The sequence below is a fragment of the Jiangella mangrovi genome (assembly GCF_014204975.1).
GTDB lineage: Bacteria > Actinomycetota > Actinomycetes > Jiangellales > Jiangellaceae > Jiangella > Jiangella mangrovi.
Genome location: NZ_JACHMM010000001.1, coordinates 4,810,891 through 4,827,003, shown reverse-complemented (window position 1 = coordinate 4,827,003; position 16,113 = coordinate 4,810,891). Strand labels below are relative to the sequence as shown.

General features: G+C 72.1%; 18 protein-coding genes. 14 read left to right on the top strand and 4 right to left on the bottom strand.

The window, feature by feature from the left end; all coding sequences use genetic code 11:
• The first annotated feature begins 253 nt into the window (after nt 1-253).
• The 3 genes from HD601_RS22270 to HD601_RS22260 are packed head-to-tail and all read left to right on the top strand — an operon-like array spanning nt 254 to nt 3,539.
• Nucleotides 254-1,165, top strand: a complete 912-nt coding sequence (locus HD601_RS22270) for an EamA family transporter (RefSeq protein WP_221441206.1) — start codon at nt 254-256, stop codon at nt 1,163-1,165.
• Nucleotides 1,166-1,197: 32 nt separating this feature from the next.
• Nucleotides 1,198-2,610 (top strand): Si-specific NAD(P)(+) transhydrogenase, encoded by a 1,413-nt coding sequence (gene sthA / locus HD601_RS22265; protein ID WP_184825571.1) that lies wholly within the window; start codon nt 1,198-1,200, stop codon nt 2,608-2,610.
• Nucleotides 2,611-2,645: 35 nt separating this feature from the next.
• Entirely contained in the window at nt 2,646-3,539 is an 894-nt protein-coding gene (locus HD601_RS22260) for an alpha/beta fold hydrolase (RefSeq protein WP_184825569.1), read from the top strand.
• A 13-nt stretch (nt 3,540-3,552) separates the two neighbouring features.
• On the opposite strand, the gene HD601_RS22255 is transcribed toward HD601_RS22260, so the two are convergent.
• On the bottom strand, nt 3,553-3,966 hold the full coding sequence (locus tag HD601_RS22255; protein WP_184825567.1) for a ferritin-like domain-containing protein: 414 nt from the start codon (nt 3,964-3,966) through the stop codon (nt 3,553-3,555).
• Complete coding sequence (locus HD601_RS22250) at nt 3,963-4,481, bottom strand: hypothetical protein (RefSeq protein WP_184825565.1); 519 nt, start codon at nt 4,479-4,481, stop codon at nt 3,963-3,965. Before HD601_RS22250 ends, HD601_RS22255 begins: the two co-directional genes overlap by 4 nt.
• 144 nt (nt 4,482-4,625) lie before the next feature.
• Here HD601_RS22250 and rimP point away from each other — a divergent pair, with 144 nt between their 5' ends.
• The 11 genes from rimP (at nt 4,626) to HD601_RS22195 (ending at nt 14,864) form a co-directional block, all read left to right on the top strand.
• The gene (gene rimP, locus HD601_RS22245) at nt 4,626-5,120 is read left to right on the top strand and encodes a ribosome maturation factor RimP (RefSeq protein WP_184825564.1); all 495 of its coding nucleotides are present in this window, start codon (nt 4,626-4,628) and stop codon (nt 5,118-5,120) included.
• A 4-nt stretch (nt 5,121-5,124) separates the two neighbouring features.
• Nucleotides 5,125-6,126, top strand: coding sequence for a transcription termination factor NusA (gene nusA / locus HD601_RS22240; RefSeq protein ID WP_184825562.1), 1,002 nt, complete (start codon nt 5,125-5,127; stop codon nt 6,124-6,126).
• A 33-nt stretch (nt 6,127-6,159) separates the two neighbouring features.
• A complete protein-coding gene (locus tag HD601_RS22235; protein ID WP_343076439.1) occupies nt 6,160-6,498 on the top strand; it encodes a YlxR family protein in 339 nt (112 codons plus the stop codon).
• Between the two features lie 90 nt (nt 6,499-6,588).
• On the top strand, nt 6,589-9,645 hold the full coding sequence (gene infB / locus HD601_RS35930) for a translation initiation factor IF-2 (RefSeq protein ID WP_184825560.1): 3,057 nt from the start codon (nt 6,589-6,591) through the stop codon (nt 9,643-9,645).
• Nucleotides 9,646-9,667: 22 nt separating this feature from the next.
• A complete protein-coding gene (locus HD601_RS22225) occupies nt 9,668-9,967 on the top strand; it encodes a DUF503 family protein (protein ID WP_116948300.1) in 300 nt (99 codons plus the stop codon).
• Nucleotides 9,968-9,971: 4 nt separating this feature from the next.
• Entirely contained in the window at nt 9,972-10,442 is a 471-nt protein-coding gene (gene rbfA, locus HD601_RS22220; protein ID WP_184825558.1) for a 30S ribosome-binding factor RbfA, read from the top strand.
• Nucleotides 10,435-11,307: a tRNA pseudouridine(55) synthase TruB gene (gene truB / locus HD601_RS34130; RefSeq protein WP_184825556.1), complete on the top strand. Its 873-nt coding sequence runs from the start codon at nt 10,435-10,437 to the stop codon at nt 11,305-11,307. Before rbfA ends, truB begins: the two co-directional genes overlap by 8 nt.
• Complete coding sequence (locus HD601_RS22210) at nt 11,304-11,747, top strand: MarR family winged helix-turn-helix transcriptional regulator (RefSeq protein WP_184825554.1); 444 nt, start codon at nt 11,304-11,306, stop codon at nt 11,745-11,747. Before truB ends, HD601_RS22210 begins: the two co-directional genes overlap by 4 nt.
• Nucleotides 11,748-11,830: 83 nt before the next feature.
• Nucleotides 11,831-12,289 carry a MarR family winged helix-turn-helix transcriptional regulator gene (locus tag HD601_RS22205; protein WP_184825552.1) on the top strand — a complete coding sequence of 153 codons (459 nt, stop codon included), beginning with the start codon at nt 11,831-11,833 and terminating at the stop codon, nt 12,287-12,289.
• Nucleotides 12,289-13,878 (top strand): DHA2 family efflux MFS transporter permease subunit, encoded by a 1,590-nt coding sequence (locus HD601_RS22200; protein ID WP_184825550.1) that lies wholly within the window; start codon nt 12,289-12,291, stop codon nt 13,876-13,878. Before HD601_RS22205 ends, HD601_RS22200 begins: the two co-directional genes overlap by 1 nt.
• A gap of 44 nt (nt 13,879-13,922) precedes the next feature.
• Nucleotides 13,923-14,864, top strand: a complete 942-nt coding sequence (locus tag HD601_RS22195) for a bifunctional riboflavin kinase/FAD synthetase (RefSeq protein WP_184825548.1) — start codon at nt 13,923-13,925, stop codon at nt 14,862-14,864.
• Here HD601_RS22195 and HD601_RS22190 read toward each other — a convergent pair.
• Together HD601_RS22190 and HD601_RS36280 are read right to left on the bottom strand one after the other, a co-directional pair.
• On the bottom strand, nt 14,861-15,412 hold the full coding sequence (locus tag HD601_RS22190) for a GNAT family N-acetyltransferase (protein WP_184825546.1): 552 nt from the start codon (nt 15,410-15,412) through the stop codon (nt 14,861-14,863). The genes HD601_RS22195 and HD601_RS22190 overlap by 4 nt on opposite strands.
• A gap of 14 nt (nt 15,413-15,426) precedes the next feature.
• A complete protein-coding gene (locus HD601_RS36280) occupies nt 15,427-15,792 on the bottom strand; it encodes a lasso peptide biosynthesis B2 protein (protein WP_425503487.1) in 366 nt (121 codons plus the stop codon).
• Between the last annotated feature and the right edge of the window lie 321 nt (nt 15,793-16,113).

Here is a 16,113-nt window from a genome sequence, read left to right as displayed (position 1 = left end):
AGCCGTCGATCCGGTGCCGACTCTGGCGCGGTGCCGCCCGGCCGGGCGGGTCATGCCGGCCCGCACGCCCCGAACCTCCCGTATGATCCCCTCATGCACCGGACGTACCCGATCACCCCGCCCCCCGCTCTCTAGCGGGGCGCGTCTTCCTGCGCGCCGGCTGCCCCTCTCTGGGTGGCCGGCTTCGTGCGCCTTCCTGTGCCGTGTCCCGCTCCCGCGCGCCTCATTCCTTTCTCGTCGCAGGAGCTGATCCGTGGACCACACCCGTACGCTCGCACCCACGTCCGACCGCACCCACCTGCTCGCCGTCGTCGGCGCCGGCGTCCTCTGGGGCACCGGCGGCCTCACCGGGGTGCTGCTCATCGACCGCACCGGCCTCGGCGTGCTCGCCGTCGCCGCCTACCGGCTGCTCGTCGGGGGAGGGCTGGTCGCGCTCTGGCTGCTGGCCACCGGCCGGCTGACCCGGCTGCGCCTCGGCGGGCGCAGCGTCCGCCGGCTGGTGCTGCTCGGCGCCCTGGCCGCGCTGTACCAGAGCTGCTACTTCGCCGCCGTCTCGCTGACCTCGGTCAGCCTGGCGACCCTCGTCACCCTCGGCGCGTCGCCCGTCCTCGTCGTCGCCGCCGAGAGCGCGCTCGGGCGGCGGCGGCCGTCGGGGCGGATCCTGCTGGCCATCGCGACGGCGATCGCGGGGCTCGCGCTGCTGGTCGGCACGCCGGCCGCGGGTGACCCGAAGGCGGTACTGGCGGGGACGGCGTGCGCGCTCGGCTCGGCGGCCGGGTTCGCCGCCATCACCATGCTGGGCGCTCGCCCCGTCGACACCCTCGGGCCGCTGCCGACGGCGGGCCTGTCGTTCTGCGCCGGCGGGTTGCTGCTGCTCCCGGTCGCGGCGCTGACCGGCGGCGTCACCGTCGGGCTCGATGCCGGGACGGTGGCCATGCTGCTCTACCTGGGGCTGGCGCCGACGGCACTGGCCTACGGCCTGTACTTCACCGGCCTGCGCACGGTGGCCACCGGGTCGGCGGCGCTGATCTCGCTGATGGAGCCGATCACGGCAGCCGTGCTCGGCGCAGTCGTGCTGGACGAGCGGCTCGGCACGGCCGGGCTGGCCGGAGCGGTGCTCATCGGCGTTGCCGTGCTGATGACGGCGACGGGCAGGCGCCGCTAGCGTTGGGTCCAGGCGACCCCGGGAGCAGACGCATGGACGAGCCCGAGTACGACTACGACCTGCTCGTCATCGGCTCCGGGCCGGGCGGGCAGAAGGCCGCCATCGGGGCGGCCAAGCTGGGCAAACGGGCCTGCGTGGTCGAGCGTCGGCACATGATCGGCGGCGTCTGCGTCAACACCGGGACCATCCCGTCGAAGACCCTGCGCGAGGCCGTGCTGTACCTCACCGGCCTGTCCATGCGCGAGCTGTACGGCCAGTCGTACCGCGTCAAGCACGAGATCACGGTGCAGGACCTGCTGGCCCGCACCCAGCACGTCATCGGCCGCGAGATCGAGGTGGTGCGTGCACAGCTGTTCCGCAACCACGTCGATCTCGTGGTCGGCACCGCGCGGTTCGTCGACGCGCACACCGTCGCCGTCGAGGGGCCGGGGGAGCGCCGTCAGGTCACCGCCGCGAACGTCGTCATCGCGACCGGCACCACCCCGGCCCGCCCGGCCCACGTCGAGTTCGACGAGGGCCGGGTGGTCGACTCCGACGGCATCCTCACGCTCGAGCGCGTCCCCGACTCCATGGTCGTCGTGGGGGCCGGCGTCATCGGCATCGAGTACGCCTCGATGTTCGCCGCGCTCGGCACCCGCGTCACCGTCGTCGAGAAGCGGGCGCAGATGCTCGACTTCTGCGACCCCGAGGTGGTCGAGTCGCTCAAGTTCCACCTGCGCGACCTCTCGGTGACGTTCCGGTTCGGCGAGGAGGTCGAGAAGGTCGAGATCGGCTCGCACGGCACCGTCACCACGCTGGCCAGTGGCAAGCGGATCCCCGCCGAGACCGTCATGTACTCCGCCGGCCGGCATGGCGTCACCGCCGAGCTGGGCCTGTCCGAGGCCGGGCTGGCGGCCGACGCGCGCGGGCGCATCACCGTCGACGCCCAGTACCGCACGACGGTGCCGCACATCTTCGCTGTCGGCGACGTCATCGGCTTCCCGGCGCTGGCCGCCACGTCGATGGACCAGGGACGGCTGGCGTCGCTGCACGCGTTCGGCGAGCCGGCCAACGAGCTGCGCGAGATCCAGCCCATCGGCATCTACACGATCCCCGAGATCTCCTACTGCGGCCGCACCGAGGTCGAGCTCACCCAGGAGGCCGTCCCGTACGAGGTCGGCATCTCCCGCTACCGCGAGCTCGCCCGCGGCCAGATCGTCGGCGACTCCTACGGCATGCTGAAGCTCCTGGTCAGCCCGACGACGCGGCACATCCTGGGGGTGCACGTCTTCGGCACCGGCGCCGCCGACCTCGTCCACATCGGCCAGGCCGTCATGGGCTGCGGCGGCACCGTCGACTACCTCGTCGACACCGTCTTCAACTTCCCGACGCTGTCCGAGGCCTACAAGGTGGCCGCGCTCGACGTCACCAACAAGCTCCGCGCGCTGGACCGCTTCGACCTTTGAGAATAACCAGTGAGTGGCTGGGTACGGTTACTCGCATGAGACACGCAGCGAAGACCAGACATCTCGACCACGACGTCGGCGGGCTGCGGGTGCACTACCGCGAGGCGGGCGTCCCGTCGTCGACGGCGGTGCTGCTCCTGCACGGTTTCCCCGCGTCGTCGCACTCGTTCCGCGCGGTGCTCCCGGTGCTGGGCGAGCACGTCTACACCGTCGCGCCGGACATGCCCGGGTTCGGGTTCTCCGACGCGCCGCCGCCGGACGAGTACGAGTACACCTACGAGCGGCTGTCGCAGGCCATCGAGGCCCTGGTCGACGACCTCGGGGTGGAGCGCTACGTCCTCTACGTGACCGACTACAGCACGCCGGTCGGGTACCTCATGGCGCTGCGCCACCCGGAGCGGATCCTGGGCCTGGTCGTGCAGAACGGCAACACCCACGACGCGGGCATGGGCGAGACCTGGGACACCGCGCGGCAGTACTGGGCCGAGCCGACCGAGGAGAACCGCGCGAAGCTGCCCGACTGGCTGACCTTCGAGGGCACCCGCGACCAGTACCTCAGCGGCCTGTCACCGGAGCTGCAGGTCCTGCAGCCGCGCGAGACGTGGCACCTGGACTGGGAGCGGCTCACGCGGCCCGGCAACGTCGAGGCGCACTTCCAGCTCTTCGTCGACTACCAGCACCACGTGGCCCGGTTCCCCCGGATCGCCGCCTACCACCGCGAGCACCAGCCGCCGTGCCTGGTGCTGTGGGGCCGCCACGACATCTACTTCGACATCGCCGAGGTCCTGGCCTACCACGAGGACCTGGACACCCTCGAGGCGCACATCTACGACGGCGGGCACCTGTTCCTCGAGACGCACGCCGCCGAGGTCGCCGAGCAGCTCGTCGCCTTCACCACCGAAGTCCTCGACGCCGCGAGGCCCAGCTAGACGGACTCGGGCGTCAGACGCGGCCGTCGAGGCCGGGGAACGCGGCCGGGGCGCCGCCCCAGGCCAGCGCCTGGACGGCGACCGAGACGACCCCGCGGGCGGCGAGTTCGCGCAGCTCCGGGCTGTCGGCAGCTCCGACCAGGTCCGCGTAGAGCCCGCCGAGCCGTTCCTCGAGCAGCACCGCCAGTGCCCGCGCCGACGCCTCGTCGGTGACGGGGGAGGGCAGCGCGTATCCCGGCTCGGCCGCCACGGGATCCTCGCCGGCGGCGCGGATGAGCGCCGTCAGCGCGTCGCGCCGCTCACGGTGGGCGGCCAGCGCGGACAGCGCGGCCGGGCCGCCGTCGGGCAGGTGCGCGCCGACCACGCCGTAGCCGTACACGCACGCGTGCTCGCCGGCCAGCGCGGCCTGGGTGGCGTCGAGGCTCATGACAGCACCACCCCGTGGCTGGCCTCGGAGGCGGCGATGGACGCGAGCACGGCCGCCAGCCGGGGCCCGGCCGCGGCCAGGCAGGCCGCGACGCACGCGTCGGCGGCGGCGCGTTCGGCGTCGGCGACGGCGCTCAGCGCGGCCCCCGCCTCGCCCGGCACCTCCGGCGTGGCAGCCACGGAATCAGCTGCAGAACCGAACGGGAGCGGCCCGTCGTCGCGCAGCGCGGCGAGGTGCGACTCGTGGTGCGCGGTCAGCGGCTCCAGCCGCGGCGCGAGGTCCGGATGGGCGGCGACGGTGGCCGCGTGCAGCGCCAGCAACCCCTGTTCCGACGCCACCGCGCGCCAGCGCAGCTTCACGTCGGCGTCGAGGGACGAGCGGGCGCCGGGCGCGGCCTTCGGACGCGGGTCGGCGGCGCAACCCGACAGCGCGGCGAGCGCCCCGGCGCCGAGGACCGGAGCCCCGGCGACCAGCGCGAGCAGCCGCCGCCGGCCGTCGTCCACCCTCTGCGTCACGGGGGACACCGTAACCGGTGAGAACCCGCCCGTGGATCACCGGCCGGAGCTGTAGTCTTGGCTACTCTTGGCGGCAGGGAGTCAAGAACACCGCCATTCCATGAGACACCATGAGACAACTCGACATCGAGGAAGGGGCACCCGATGACATCGGCGACCCGTGACCTTCTCCAGCAGGTCATCGAGCCCGTGGTGGCGTCGGAGGGGCTCGACCTCGAGGAGCTCGAGCTGTCCCAGGCGGGCCGCCGCGGCCGGCTGCGCATCATCGTCGACGCCGACGGCGGGGTCGACCTCGACCGCTGCGCCGAGGTGTCCCGCCACATCTCCAAGACCCTGGACGACTCCGGCGTCATGGGCGAGCACCCGTACACCCTCGAGGTCAGCTCGCCGGGGGTCTCCCGGCCGCTGCGCCTGCCCCGGCACTGGTCGCGGGCGACGGGCCGGCTGGTGCGCGCCACCCTGCACGACGGCGGCGAGGTCACCGGCCGCGTGGTGTCGGCCGGCCAGGACTCCGCCGTGCTCGACGTCGACGGCGGCAGCCGCGAGCTCGCGTACACCGACGTGCGCAAGGCCAAGGTCCAGGTCGAGTTCCGCAAGACCGACGACTCCGAGCTGGACGATTTCGAGGAAGAGGACTGAGAGCGTGGACATCGACCTTTCGCTCCTGAGAGCACTGGAGCGGGAGAAGGACATCTCCTTCGACCTGGTCGTCGAGGCGACGGAGCGCGCTCTGCTGCTCGCCTACCAGCGCTCCGAGAGCCACCAGCCGCGCGCCCGCGTCGAGCTGGACCGCAAGACCGGGCACGTCACCGTCTGGGCCCAGGAGCACGACGATGACGGCGCCGTCGTGCGCGAGTGGGACGACACCCCCGCGGGCTTCGGGCGCATCGCCGCCACCACCGCGAAGCAGGAGATCCTGCAGCGGCTGCGCGACGCCGAGGACGAGAACACGTTCGGCGACTACCTCGATCGCGAGGGCGAGATCGTCTCCGGCACCATCCAGCAGGGCCGCGACCCCCGCACCGTCATGGTCAACCTCGGCAAGGTCGAGGCGGTGCTGCCGCCGGCCGAGCAGGTGCCGGGCGAGCGCTACGAGCACGGCAGCCGCATCCGCTGCTACGTCGTGCAGGTGCGCAAGGGCCAGCACGGCCCCGTCATCACGGTCTCGCGCACGCACCCGAACCTGGTGAAGAAGCTCTTCGTGCTCGAGGTGCCCGAGATCGCCGACGGCACGGTGCAGATCGCCGGCATCGCCCGCGAGGCCGGGCACCGCACGAAGATCGCCGTCTTCTCCACCGTGCCGGGGGTCAACGCCAAGGGCGCCTGCATCGGGCCCATGGGCTCGCGGGTCCGGGCGGTCATGTCGGAGCTGCACGGCGAGAAGATCGACATCGTCGACTGGTCCGAGGACCCCGCCGAGCTGGTCGCCAACGCGTTGTCGCCGGCGCGCGTGCAGCGCGTCGAGATCGTCGACGCGGCCGCCCGGTCGGCCCGCGTGACGGTGCCCGACTTCCAGCTCTCGCTGGCCATCGGGCGCGAGGGACAGAACGCGCGACTGGCCGCGCGGCTCACCGGATGGCGCATCGACATCCGTCCCGACACCGAGCCCGACACGGCCGAACGGGGTGCCGGGACGCCCGCGTGACCGTTCAGGCGTGATAGACGCTAAACTGTTCGAGTGAATGACCGCGCATCCGGCCGGTCACCTGTGCGCACCTGCGTAGGTTGCCGGTCCCGCGAGGTCAAGTCCGAACTGCTCCGTGTCGTCGCGGGCGGTGCCGGCGCCGAACGGGCGCTGGTTCCCGACCTCGACGGACGGCTCCCGGGCCGGGGTGCGTACCTGCACCCGAGTCAGGGATGCCTCGACCAAGCCGAGCGTCGTCGGGCGTTCTCGCGCGCACTTCGCGCCGAGGGGCCGCTCGACGATGCTGAGCTGCGTCGATGGCTTGCCGAGCACGAGGAACGACACGGACGGCCGCAACGGCCGGCCGGAATGGATGAAGGAGACACGACGTGACGCTCACGAGCGCTCGATGAGCACGCAGCGATGAGCACGCGCACCACCTAGCCGGTCCGAGCCGACACGCCCGGGCCGAGGAGGAGAGCAGTGGCAAAGGTCCGGGTACACGAGCTCGCGAAAGAGCTCGGTGTGACGAGCAAGGATGTCCTCGGCAAGCTGGGTGACCTCGGGGAGTACGTCAAGTCGGCATCGTCGACTGTCGAGGCTCCCGTCGTCCGCAAGCTTCGCGACGCATTCGCCAATCAATCGACCGGCAAGGGGACCCCGCGGTCTCCCGGTCGTCCTGGCCCCACGGCCAGGCCAGGAACACCCACCCCCAGTCCCACGAACAACGCACCGGCGCCGGCACCCGCCGCGCCGGGGGCGAAGCCTGCCCCGCGCCCGGCCGCTCCGGCTCCCGCGGCCGAGCAGCAGGCTCCGGCCGCCCCGCCCGCGTCCCGGCCCACGCCGGGTCCGCGTCCGGCCCCGGCGCCGAGCCCGCGCCCGGCTGCCGACCAGGGCCAGCCGGCCCAGCAGGGTCAGCCGAGCCAGCCCGGCCCGCAGGGCCCGCGGCCCGGCGGCCAGGGCGCACGCCCGGGCCAGGGCCCGCGTCCCGGCGGCGGCGACCGGCCGCGTCCGGGTTCGGACCAGGGCCAGCGGCCCAGTGGCGGCGAGCGGCCGCGTCCGGGCGGTCCCAAGCCCGGCCCCGCCGCGCCGCGTCCGGCCGGCCCGCGTCCGGGCAACAACCCGTTCGGCGGCGAGAACACCGGCATGGGCCGGCCTCGTCCCGGCGGCGGCCCGCGTCCGGGCAACAACCCGTTCTCGTCCGGTGGCTCCACCGGCATGCAGCGTCCCGGCTCGCGCCGCGACGGTGAAGGCCGCGGCGCCGCAGGTCCGGGCGGTCCGCGTCCCAGCGCTCCGGCGCCGCGTCCGGGCGGTGGCCCGGGTGCCGGCGGCCCGCGCCCCAACCCCGGCATGATGCCGCCGCGCCCGTCGCAGCGGCCCGGTGGCGGTGGCGGTGGCGGCGAGCGCGGTGGCCGTCCCGGCGGTGACCGCGGCGGTCGTCCCGGTGGCGGCGGCGGTCGTCCCGGCGGTCCCGGCGGTGGCGGCGGCGGTCGTCCCGGTGGCGGCGGTGGCGGCGGCTTCGGTGGCGGCGGTGGCCGTCCCGGTGGTGGCGGCGGCTTCGGCGGCGGTCCCGGCGGTGGCGGTCGTCCCGGTGGCGGCGGTGGCCGCGGCCGCGGTGGCACGGCCGGCGCGTTCGGCCGTCCCGGCGGCAAGCCGGCCAAGAGCCGCAAGAGCAAGCGCCAGAAGCGCCAGGAATACGACAACATGCAGGCCCCGTCGATCGGCGGCGTGCGGCTGCCGCGCGGCAACGGACAGGTCGTCCGGCTGCCCCGTGGCGCGTCGCTCGCCGACTTCGCCGAGCGCATCGACGTCGACCCCGCGCAGCTGGTCCAGGTCCTGTTCGGCCTCGGCGAGATGGTCACGGCCACTCAGTCGGTCGACGAGGACACCTTCCGGGTGCTGGGCGAGGAGCTCGGCTTCGAGATCCAGATGGTCTCGCCCGAGGACGAGGACCGCGAGCTGCTCGAGTCGTTCGACATCGACTTCGACGCCGAAGAGGGCGACGAGGACGCGCTGGTGGCCCGGCCGCCGGTGGTCACCGTCATGGGCCACGTCGACCACGGTAAGACGAAGCTGCTCGACGCGATCCGCAAGGAGAACATCGTCGAGTCCGAGGCCGGCGGCATCACCCAGCACATCGGTGCCTACCAGGTCTACGTCGAGCACGAGGGCGAGCAGCGGGCCATCACCTTCATCGACACCCCGGGTCACGAGGCGTTCACCGCCATGCGTGCCCGTGGTGCCCAGGTGACCGACATCGTCATCCTCGTGGTGGCGGCCGACGACGGCGTCATGCCGCAGACCATCGAGGCGCTGAACCACGCCCAGGCGGCCGGTGTGCCCATCGTCGTCGCGGTCAACAAGATCGACGTCGAGGGCGCCAACCCGGCGAAGATCCGCCAGCAGCTCACCGAGTACAACCTGGTGGCCGAGGAGTACGGCGGCGACACCATGTTCGTCGACGTCGCGGCGAAGCCGGGCATCAACATCGACAAGCTGCTCGAGGCCGTCCTGCTCACCGCGGACGCGGCCCTCGACCTGCGGGCCAACCCCGAGATGGACGCTCGCGGCGTCGCGATCGAGGGTCACCTCGACCGCGGCCGCGGTCCGGTGGCCACCGTCCTGGTGCAGCGCGGCACGCTGCGCCCGGGCGACGCCATCGTCACCGGCCAGTCCTACGGCCGGGTGCGCGCCATGCTCGACGAGTACGGCAAGCCGGTCGAAGAGGCCACGCCGTCGCGGCCGGTCCTGGTGCTCGGTCTCACCGCGGTGCCCGGCGCCGGCGACAAGTTCCTCGTCGCCGACGACGACCGCACCGCGCGCCAGATCGCCGAGAAGCGCGAGGCCATGGAGCGCAACGCCGCCCTGGCCAAGGCCCGCAAGCGGGTCACGCTCGAGAGCTTCATGGCCGAGAGCAAGGTCGAGACGCTGAACCTGATCCTCAAGGGCGACGTGTCCGGCTCGGTCGAGGCGCTCGAGGACGCGCTGCTCAAGATCGACGTGGGCGACGAGGTCAACCTCAACATCATCCACCGCGGCGTCGGCGCCATCACGGCCAACGACGTCAACCTCGCCTCCATCGACCAGGGCATCATCATCGGCTTCAACGTCCGGCCGCAGAGCCGGACGGTCGAGGACCTGGCCGACCGCGAGGGTGTGGAGATCCGGTACTACTCGGTCATCTACGCGGCGATCGAGGAGATCGAGGCGGCCCTCAAGGGCATGCTCAAGCCGGAGTTCGAGGAGGTCCAGCTCGGCACCGCCGAGATCCGCGAGGTGTTCCGGTCGTCCAAGATCGGCAACATCGCCGGCTGCATGGTCACCAACGGCATCATGCGGCGCAACGCGTCGGCGCGGCTGGTCCGCGACGGCGTCGTGGTGGGCGAGGGCCTCACGGTCGTGTCGCTGCGGCGCGAGAAGGACGACGTCACCGAGGTCCGCGAAGGGTTCGAGTGCGGTATCAGCCTCGGCTCGTTCAACGACATCAAGGTCGGCGACCGCATCGAGACCTACGAGATGAAGGAGAAGCCGCGCGGCTGACGCCGTCCGCGGGACCCGAGCCGTGTTCGTGGGAACGATCACGTTCGACCTGCTCCTCGGCGACGTCCGCTCGTTGAAGCAGAAGCGCGCCGTGGTTCGGCCCATCGTGGCCGAACTGCGGCGCCGCTTCGACGTCGCGGTGGCCGAGGTCGGACACCAGGACCTGCACCGCCGCGCGGAAGTGGGGGTCGCCGTCGTCGCCGGCGACTCCCGTCAGTGCATCGACGTGCTCGACGCCGTCGAGCAGCACGTCGCGTACCGCCCGGAGATCGAGCTGCTCTCCACCCGGCGGCGGATCCACAACGATGAGGACGAGGAGTAGTGCCATGGCCGATCCAGCGCGGGCACGCAAGCTGGCCGACCGGATCCGCGAGATCGCGGCCGAGACGCTGGAGCGCCGGGTCAAGGACCCCCGCCTGGGGTTCGTGACGGTCACCGACGCCCGCATCACCGGCGACCTCCGCGACGCCACCGTCTTCTACACCGTCTACGGCAGCGACGAGGAGCGCGCGGCCACAGCCGTCGCCCTCGAGAAGGCGAAGGGCCTGGTCCGCTCCGAGGTGGGGCGGCGCACCGGCGTCCGGTTCACGCCGACGCTGGAGTTCGTGGCCGACGCCATCCCCGAGAACGCCGCGAACATCGACGACCTGCTCCGCACGGCGCGCGAGTCCGACGAGCGGGTCGCCCAGGTGGCCGCCGACGCCGAGTACGCCGGCGACCCCGACCCGTACCGCAAGCCGGCGGAGGACGACGAGGACGACGTCGACGAGTCCGAGGGCGACGACGCCCGTGGCTGACCTCGACGGCCTCGTGGTCGTCGACAAGCCCGGCGGCTGGACGTCGCACGACGTCGTCGCCCGGATCCGCCGGCTGGCCGGCACCCGCCGGGTCGGCCACGCCGGCACGCTCGACCCCATGGCCACCGGCGTCCTGGTCGTCGGCGTCGGCAAGGCCACCAAGCTGCTCGGCCACCTGGCGCTGACGGAGAAGGAGTACGACGCCACCATCCGGCTCGGCGCCACGACCGTCACCGACGACGCCGAGGGGGAGGTGACCGCGACGGCGGACGCCTCGGCGGTCACCGACGCGGCCGTCGCCGACGGCGTCGCCGCGCTCACGGGGCCGATCCAGCAGGTCCCCAGTGCCGTCTCGGCCGTGAAGATCGACGGCGTGCGCTCGTACCACCGGGTCCGCTCGGGCGAGAACGTCGAGCTGCCGCCGCGCGACGTCGTCGTCAGCCGCTTCGACGTGCTGGCGTCGCGGCGCGAGGGGGAGTTCCTCGACCTCGACGTCACGGTCGTCTGCTCGTCCGGCACCTACATCCGGGCGCTGGCCCGCGACCTCGGCGCGTCGCTGGGCGTCGGCGGTCACCTGACGGCTCTTCGCCGCACGGCGGTGGGACCGTACGGGCTCGCGGCCGCCCACACGCTCGAGGCGCTGGCCGAGGAGTTCGTCCTGCTCCCCATCGCCGAGGCGGCCGCGGCGGCGTTCCCGCGCCTCGACGTCGACGCCGACACCGCGGGCAAGGTCGCGCACGGCATGCCGCTGCCGGCCACGGGACTCGGGCCGGGCCCCGTCGCCGTCTTCGCGCCGGACGGTACGCTGCTGTCGCTGGCGGAGGACCGCGGCTCCCGGGCGAAGCACCTGGCGGTGTTCGTATGAATGATCGGCAGCGGGTCCACGAGGACCTCGAGGCGGAGCTGGCGTTCCTGTGGCGCCGCGTGCGCCGGCTGTCGATCGACCTCGCCCGGCAGGTCGACGAAGGGCTCGAGGCCGCGGCGTACGGGCTGCTGGGCCTGCTGGCCGACGGCGGCGACGTGCGCGCCGCCGACCTCGCCGAGAAGCTCGGTCTGGACAAGTCCACCGTCAGCCGCCAGGTCACGCAGATGGAGTCGCTCGGGCTGATCCAGCGGGTCCCCGATCCCCAGGACGGCCGGGCCCGGCTCATCCACATCACCGCCGAGGGCCGGTCGCGGGTCCTGCAGCTGCGGGCGGCGCGCGGCCGCTGGTTCGGCGAGGCGCTGGAGCACTGGCCGGCGGCCGATGTCGACACCCTGGCGGTTCTGCTGAAACGCCTGAACGAGTCCCTGGCCCAGGAGTAGCCTCTCGGGAATAAAGTTGTGTGCTGCAACCATTAACCATATAGTTGCAGTAACCAACCATCTGAGGGCGGTGACGCGCGGCCATGCGCAGCGAGGTCTGGAGCGAGCTCGTCGAACAAGGGCGGCTCCTGGTCCGCATGGGCCGGCTGCTCACGCACCGCCACGTCGAGATCTACGAGGGCGTGGGTCCGACGCTGGGCGGGATGCTCGCCACGCTGAGCAAGGAGGGGCCCATGCGGCTGACGGCACTCGCCGACCGGCTGCAGGTGGACCCGTCCGTCGCCAGCAGGCAGGCGTCCGAGCTGGTGGAACGTGGGCTGGTGGAGCGCCGTCCGGATCCGGACGACGCGCGCGCCGGCCTGCTCGACGTCACCGCCGAGGGCCACGCGACCCTGCGGCGCGCCATGGAACGCAGCACGGAGGTCATGGCCTCCGCGCTGGCGGACTGGAGTGACGCAGAGGCCCGGCAGCTGGTTGACCTGCTCACCAAGCTCAACACTGATCTCCGCGAGGACCTCTGCGGAGAGAAGGGACGCGTCTGATGGCGAACTCCGCCGGTTCCGTCGAGGTACCGCAGGAAACCGCGTCGGCGATGACCCACCGACAGGTGCTGGAGGCGATGTCCGGGCTGCTGCTCGCCATGTTCGTGGCGATGCTGTCCGGGACGATCGTCGCCAACGCGCTGCCGCGCATCATCGGCGACCTGGGCGGCAACCAGGACCAGTACACCTGGGTCGTGACGGCGACCCTCCTCGCGGCCACGGCCACCACCCCGATCTGGGGCAAGCTGGCCGACCGCATGAACAAGAAGCTGCTGGTGCAGCTGTCGATCACCGTCTTCGTGATCGGCTCGGTCCTGGCCGGGTTCTCGCAGAACACGGAGTCGCTGATCGGCTTCCGCGTGCTGCAGGGCCTCGGGCTGGGTGGCCTGCAGGCGCTCGTGCAGATCGTCATGGCCTCGATCGTCAGCCCGCGCGAGCGCGGCCGGTACATGGGCTACTTCGGTGCCGTCATGGCCGTCGCGACGGTGGGTGGCCCGCTGCTCGGCGGGTTCCTCGTCGACTCCGAGCTGCTCGGCTGGCGCTGGTGCTTCTGGGTCGGCGTGCCGTTCGGCATCGCGGCCCTGATCCTGCTGCAGCGCACCCTGAAGCTCCCCGTCCTGACCGCCGACACCAAGATCGACTGGCTGGGCGCCCTGCTCATCCCGGGCGGCATCAGCGTGCTGCTCATCTGGGTCACGCTGGCCGGCAAGAACTTCGCCTGGATGTCGTGGCAGTCGGCTCTCTTCGTGGCCGGGGGCGTGCTGCTGATCGCGTTCGCCGTCGCCGTCGAGCGCCGGGTCCAGGACCCCGTCGTGCCGCCGCGGCTGCTGAAGCAGCGGACCATGGTGCTGGCGATCATCGCCAGTGTCGCCATCGGCATCGCGATGTTCGGGTCGTCGGTCTTCTTCGGGCAGTACTTCCAGATCTCCCGCGGCTACTCGCCGACGGCGGCCGGCCTGCTGACGCTGCCGATGATCGTCGGCCTGCTGCTGGCGTCGACGATCACCGGCCAGCTGGTGACCCGGTTCGGGCGGTGGAAGAGGTTCCTCGTCGCCGGGTCCGCGCTGATCGTCGTCGGGCTGGGGCTGCTGGGGACCATCGACCACTCCACCTCGCTGGTGCTGATCGGCGTCTACATGGCGATCCTCGGCGTCGGTGTCGGGTCGAGCATGCAGAACCTGGTCCTCGCCGCGCAGAACGGCCTGGACTACCGCGACCTCGGCGCCGGGACGTCGACGGTGACGTTCTTCCGCTCGCTGGGCGGCGCGGCCGGCGTCTCCGTCCTGGGCGCGATCCTGGCCACGCACGTGACCGAACTGATCAGCGACGGTCTGGCCTCGGTTCCGGGGGCGGGGGACGCCACCCAGAGCGGCGGCTCCACGTCGCTGGACCTCAGCGGCCTGCCCGGGCCGGTGCGGGTGATCGTCGAGCACGCCTACGGCGACGCGACCGCCCTGGTGTTCCTCATCGCCGGCGTGATCGCGCTGATCGCCTTCGTCGCCGTCCTGTTCATGCGCGAGACCTCGCTGCGGACGACGGTGGGCGACGCCGAGCCGGCGGAGCTGGAGGAGGTCACCGCGCGGGCATAATGGCCTTGTCGATTGACAGGACCTCGAACCCGGGAGAGACGCTCGTGCACCACTGGACCGATCTGGGCCAGGTCCCTCCCGGGTTCGGGCCGTCGGTCGTCACCATCGGCAACTTCGACGGCGTCCACCTCGGCCACCGTCAGGTGCTCACCCGCATGGTGGCCGACTCACGTGCCGGCGGCTCGCAGGCCGTCGCCGTCACCTTCGACCCGCACCCCCGGCAGCTGCACCGCCCCGAGGACGCGCCTGCGCTGATCACCGGCGTGCGCGACAAGCTCGAGCTGCTCGCGTCGACGGGCCTCGACGCCGTCCTCGTCCAGCCCTACACCTGGGAGTTCGCGCGGCAGTCGCCCGAGGAGTTCGTCCGCCGTTTCCTCGTCGACGGGCTGCACGCCGTCACCGTCGTCGTCGGCCATGACGTCCGGTTCGGCTGGCAGAACGCCGGCGACCTGTCGACCATGCTGTCGCTGGGCGCTCGGTACGGCTTCTCGGTCGAGGTGATCGACGAGGTGAAGACGCCCGACGGCGGCCGGCGTTGGTCGTCGACGTGGGTGCGCGAGCTGCTCGCCGACGGCGACGTCAGTGGCGCCAGCGAGATCCTGGGCCGGCCGCACCGCCTGCGCGGGATGGTGGTGCTCGGTGACCAGCGCGGCCGCGACCTCGGCTTCCCGACGGCGAACCTGTCGGCCGACGCCGACGGCCTGGTCCCGGCCGACGGCGTGTACGCGGGCTGGCTGGCGCGGGCCGCCGACCGCGAGCGCATGGCGGCCGCCATCTCCGTCGGCACCAACCCCACGTTCGACGGCGTGTCCCGGCGGGTCGAGGCCTACGTCATCGGCCGCACCGACCTCGACCTCTACGGCGACGAGATCGTCCTCGAGTTCGTCGAGCGGCTGCGCCCCACGCTGCGGTTCGACTCCGTCGACGACCTCGTGGCCACCATGACCGACGACGTCGCCAAAGCCCGGGTGGTGTTGGGCGTCTAGGGGATGGCGCTGGGGCCGGGGAAGTCGGCCCTCACGGCGTCCATCAACAACTCGTCGCAGGACTCGCCGCGCCACCAGCCCGCCTGCCGGAGCCTGCCGGCCGGCCGGAACCCGGCCTTCTCGTAGGCCCGGACTGCCCGGACGTTCGGCTCCAAGACCTTCAACCAGACCATCCGTAGGGCGGCCATGTGGAACGCCCAGTCAAGGGTCAGGAGGGTCGCCTCCGCCGCGAAGCCATGTCCACGCGCCTCCGGCGCCAGGACCATCACGAATTCTGCCGTTCGTACGGCGTGGTCGACGTACAGCACCGTCGTTCCGACTGGTCTGTCATCGGTCAGCCGCACGATCTCGAATCGGGTCTGGCGATCGCTGCGCGCTTGCGCCTCGTACCCGGCCGCGCGCGTCTCCCAACTCTGCGGCGCCTGGTTGCCGTAGCCGAGAATCGTCTCAGGGTCGTTCTCCCAGCGGTGATACTCCCGCAGGTGCTCGGCTGTGGTCATGGCCAGGGCCAGACGCTCACCGCTCAGTAGGAGATGCGGTTGGTTCATAGGGCGCCTCCGGGCTATTGATTGATCGGGGTGTAATGCGCGGTATCGGCAGGCTCTTCGATGGGATTCCCCTCATGGTCTGCGAGCCACGCGTGGAACCGGAGGGGGTCGACGGCGACCCCCTGTGTCCAACGACCACGGCGACCGCTCAGCGCCAGCAGGAGGTTTGCCGCAGCAGACTCCTCCAAGCAGGCGATTCGAGCTGGGACGCCACGCGCGGCCCACCGTATCGAACGCACAGACTGGCGTATGGCGGATTCATCGGCCCACGGAAGGCGTCTTCCTGCTCGGGTCAGCCAGAGCATCCGCGTGAACTGCCGACGTCGAGGGCCGAGGCCCCGAACAGCCAGCGTGAGCAACAGCACCGGGACGGCTGCCAGACGCCACCGCCACGACGCGATCGGAACCGGGCGTAGATGTGCCGAGACTTCGTGAGTGCCTCAGGAGCTGGCGGGCTCGGGCACGTCGATCAAGGACGGTGTCGACGTGACCGTGTCGGATCGAACCAGCCACCCCCGAGCTCGGAAGGCAGCCAGCGAACTGCCGTTGATGGACTCGGCTCGAAGCGGAGACCGGCTGTGTAGCGCCTCCCACGTCCCCCGGGCCGTGCCGGTGAGCGCTGCGATGTGGCCGTTCTGTCGATCAACGACCACGAGAAGATGCTCGGTTCTGATCGTCTGCGTCGATGGCGCCGGAGACCA

Excerpts from the sequence above, each read along its gene's own strand:
- sthA (WP_184825571.1), top strand. The coding sequence starts at position 1,198 with ATGGACGAGCCCGAGTACGACTACGACCTGCTCGTCATCGGCTCCGGG.
- HD601_RS22260 (WP_184825569.1), top strand. The coding sequence starts at position 2,646 with ATGAGACACGCAGCGAAGACCAGACATCTCGACCACGACGTCGGCGGG.
- HD601_RS22255 (WP_184825567.1), bottom strand. The coding sequence starts at position 3,966 with ATGAGCCTCGACGCCACCCAGGCCGCGCTGGCCGGCGAGCACGCGTGC.
- rimP (WP_184825564.1), top strand. The coding sequence starts at position 4,626 with ATGACATCGGCGACCCGTGACCTTCTCCAGCAGGTCATCGAGCCCGTG.
- rbfA (WP_184825558.1), top strand. The coding sequence starts at position 9,972 with ATGGCCGATCCAGCGCGGGCACGCAAGCTGGCCGACCGGATCCGCGAG.
- HD601_RS22210 (WP_184825554.1), top strand. The coding sequence starts at position 11,304 with ATGAATGATCGGCAGCGGGTCCACGAGGACCTCGAGGCGGAGCTGGCG.
- HD601_RS22205 (WP_184825552.1), top strand. The coding sequence starts at position 11,831 with ATGCGCAGCGAGGTCTGGAGCGAGCTCGTCGAACAAGGGCGGCTCCTG.
- HD601_RS22200 (WP_184825550.1), top strand. The coding sequence starts at position 12,289 with ATGGCGAACTCCGCCGGTTCCGTCGAGGTACCGCAGGAAACCGCGTCG.
- HD601_RS22190 (WP_184825546.1), bottom strand. The coding sequence starts at position 15,412 with ATGAACCAACCGCATCTCCTACTGAGCGGTGAGCGTCTGGCCCTGGCC.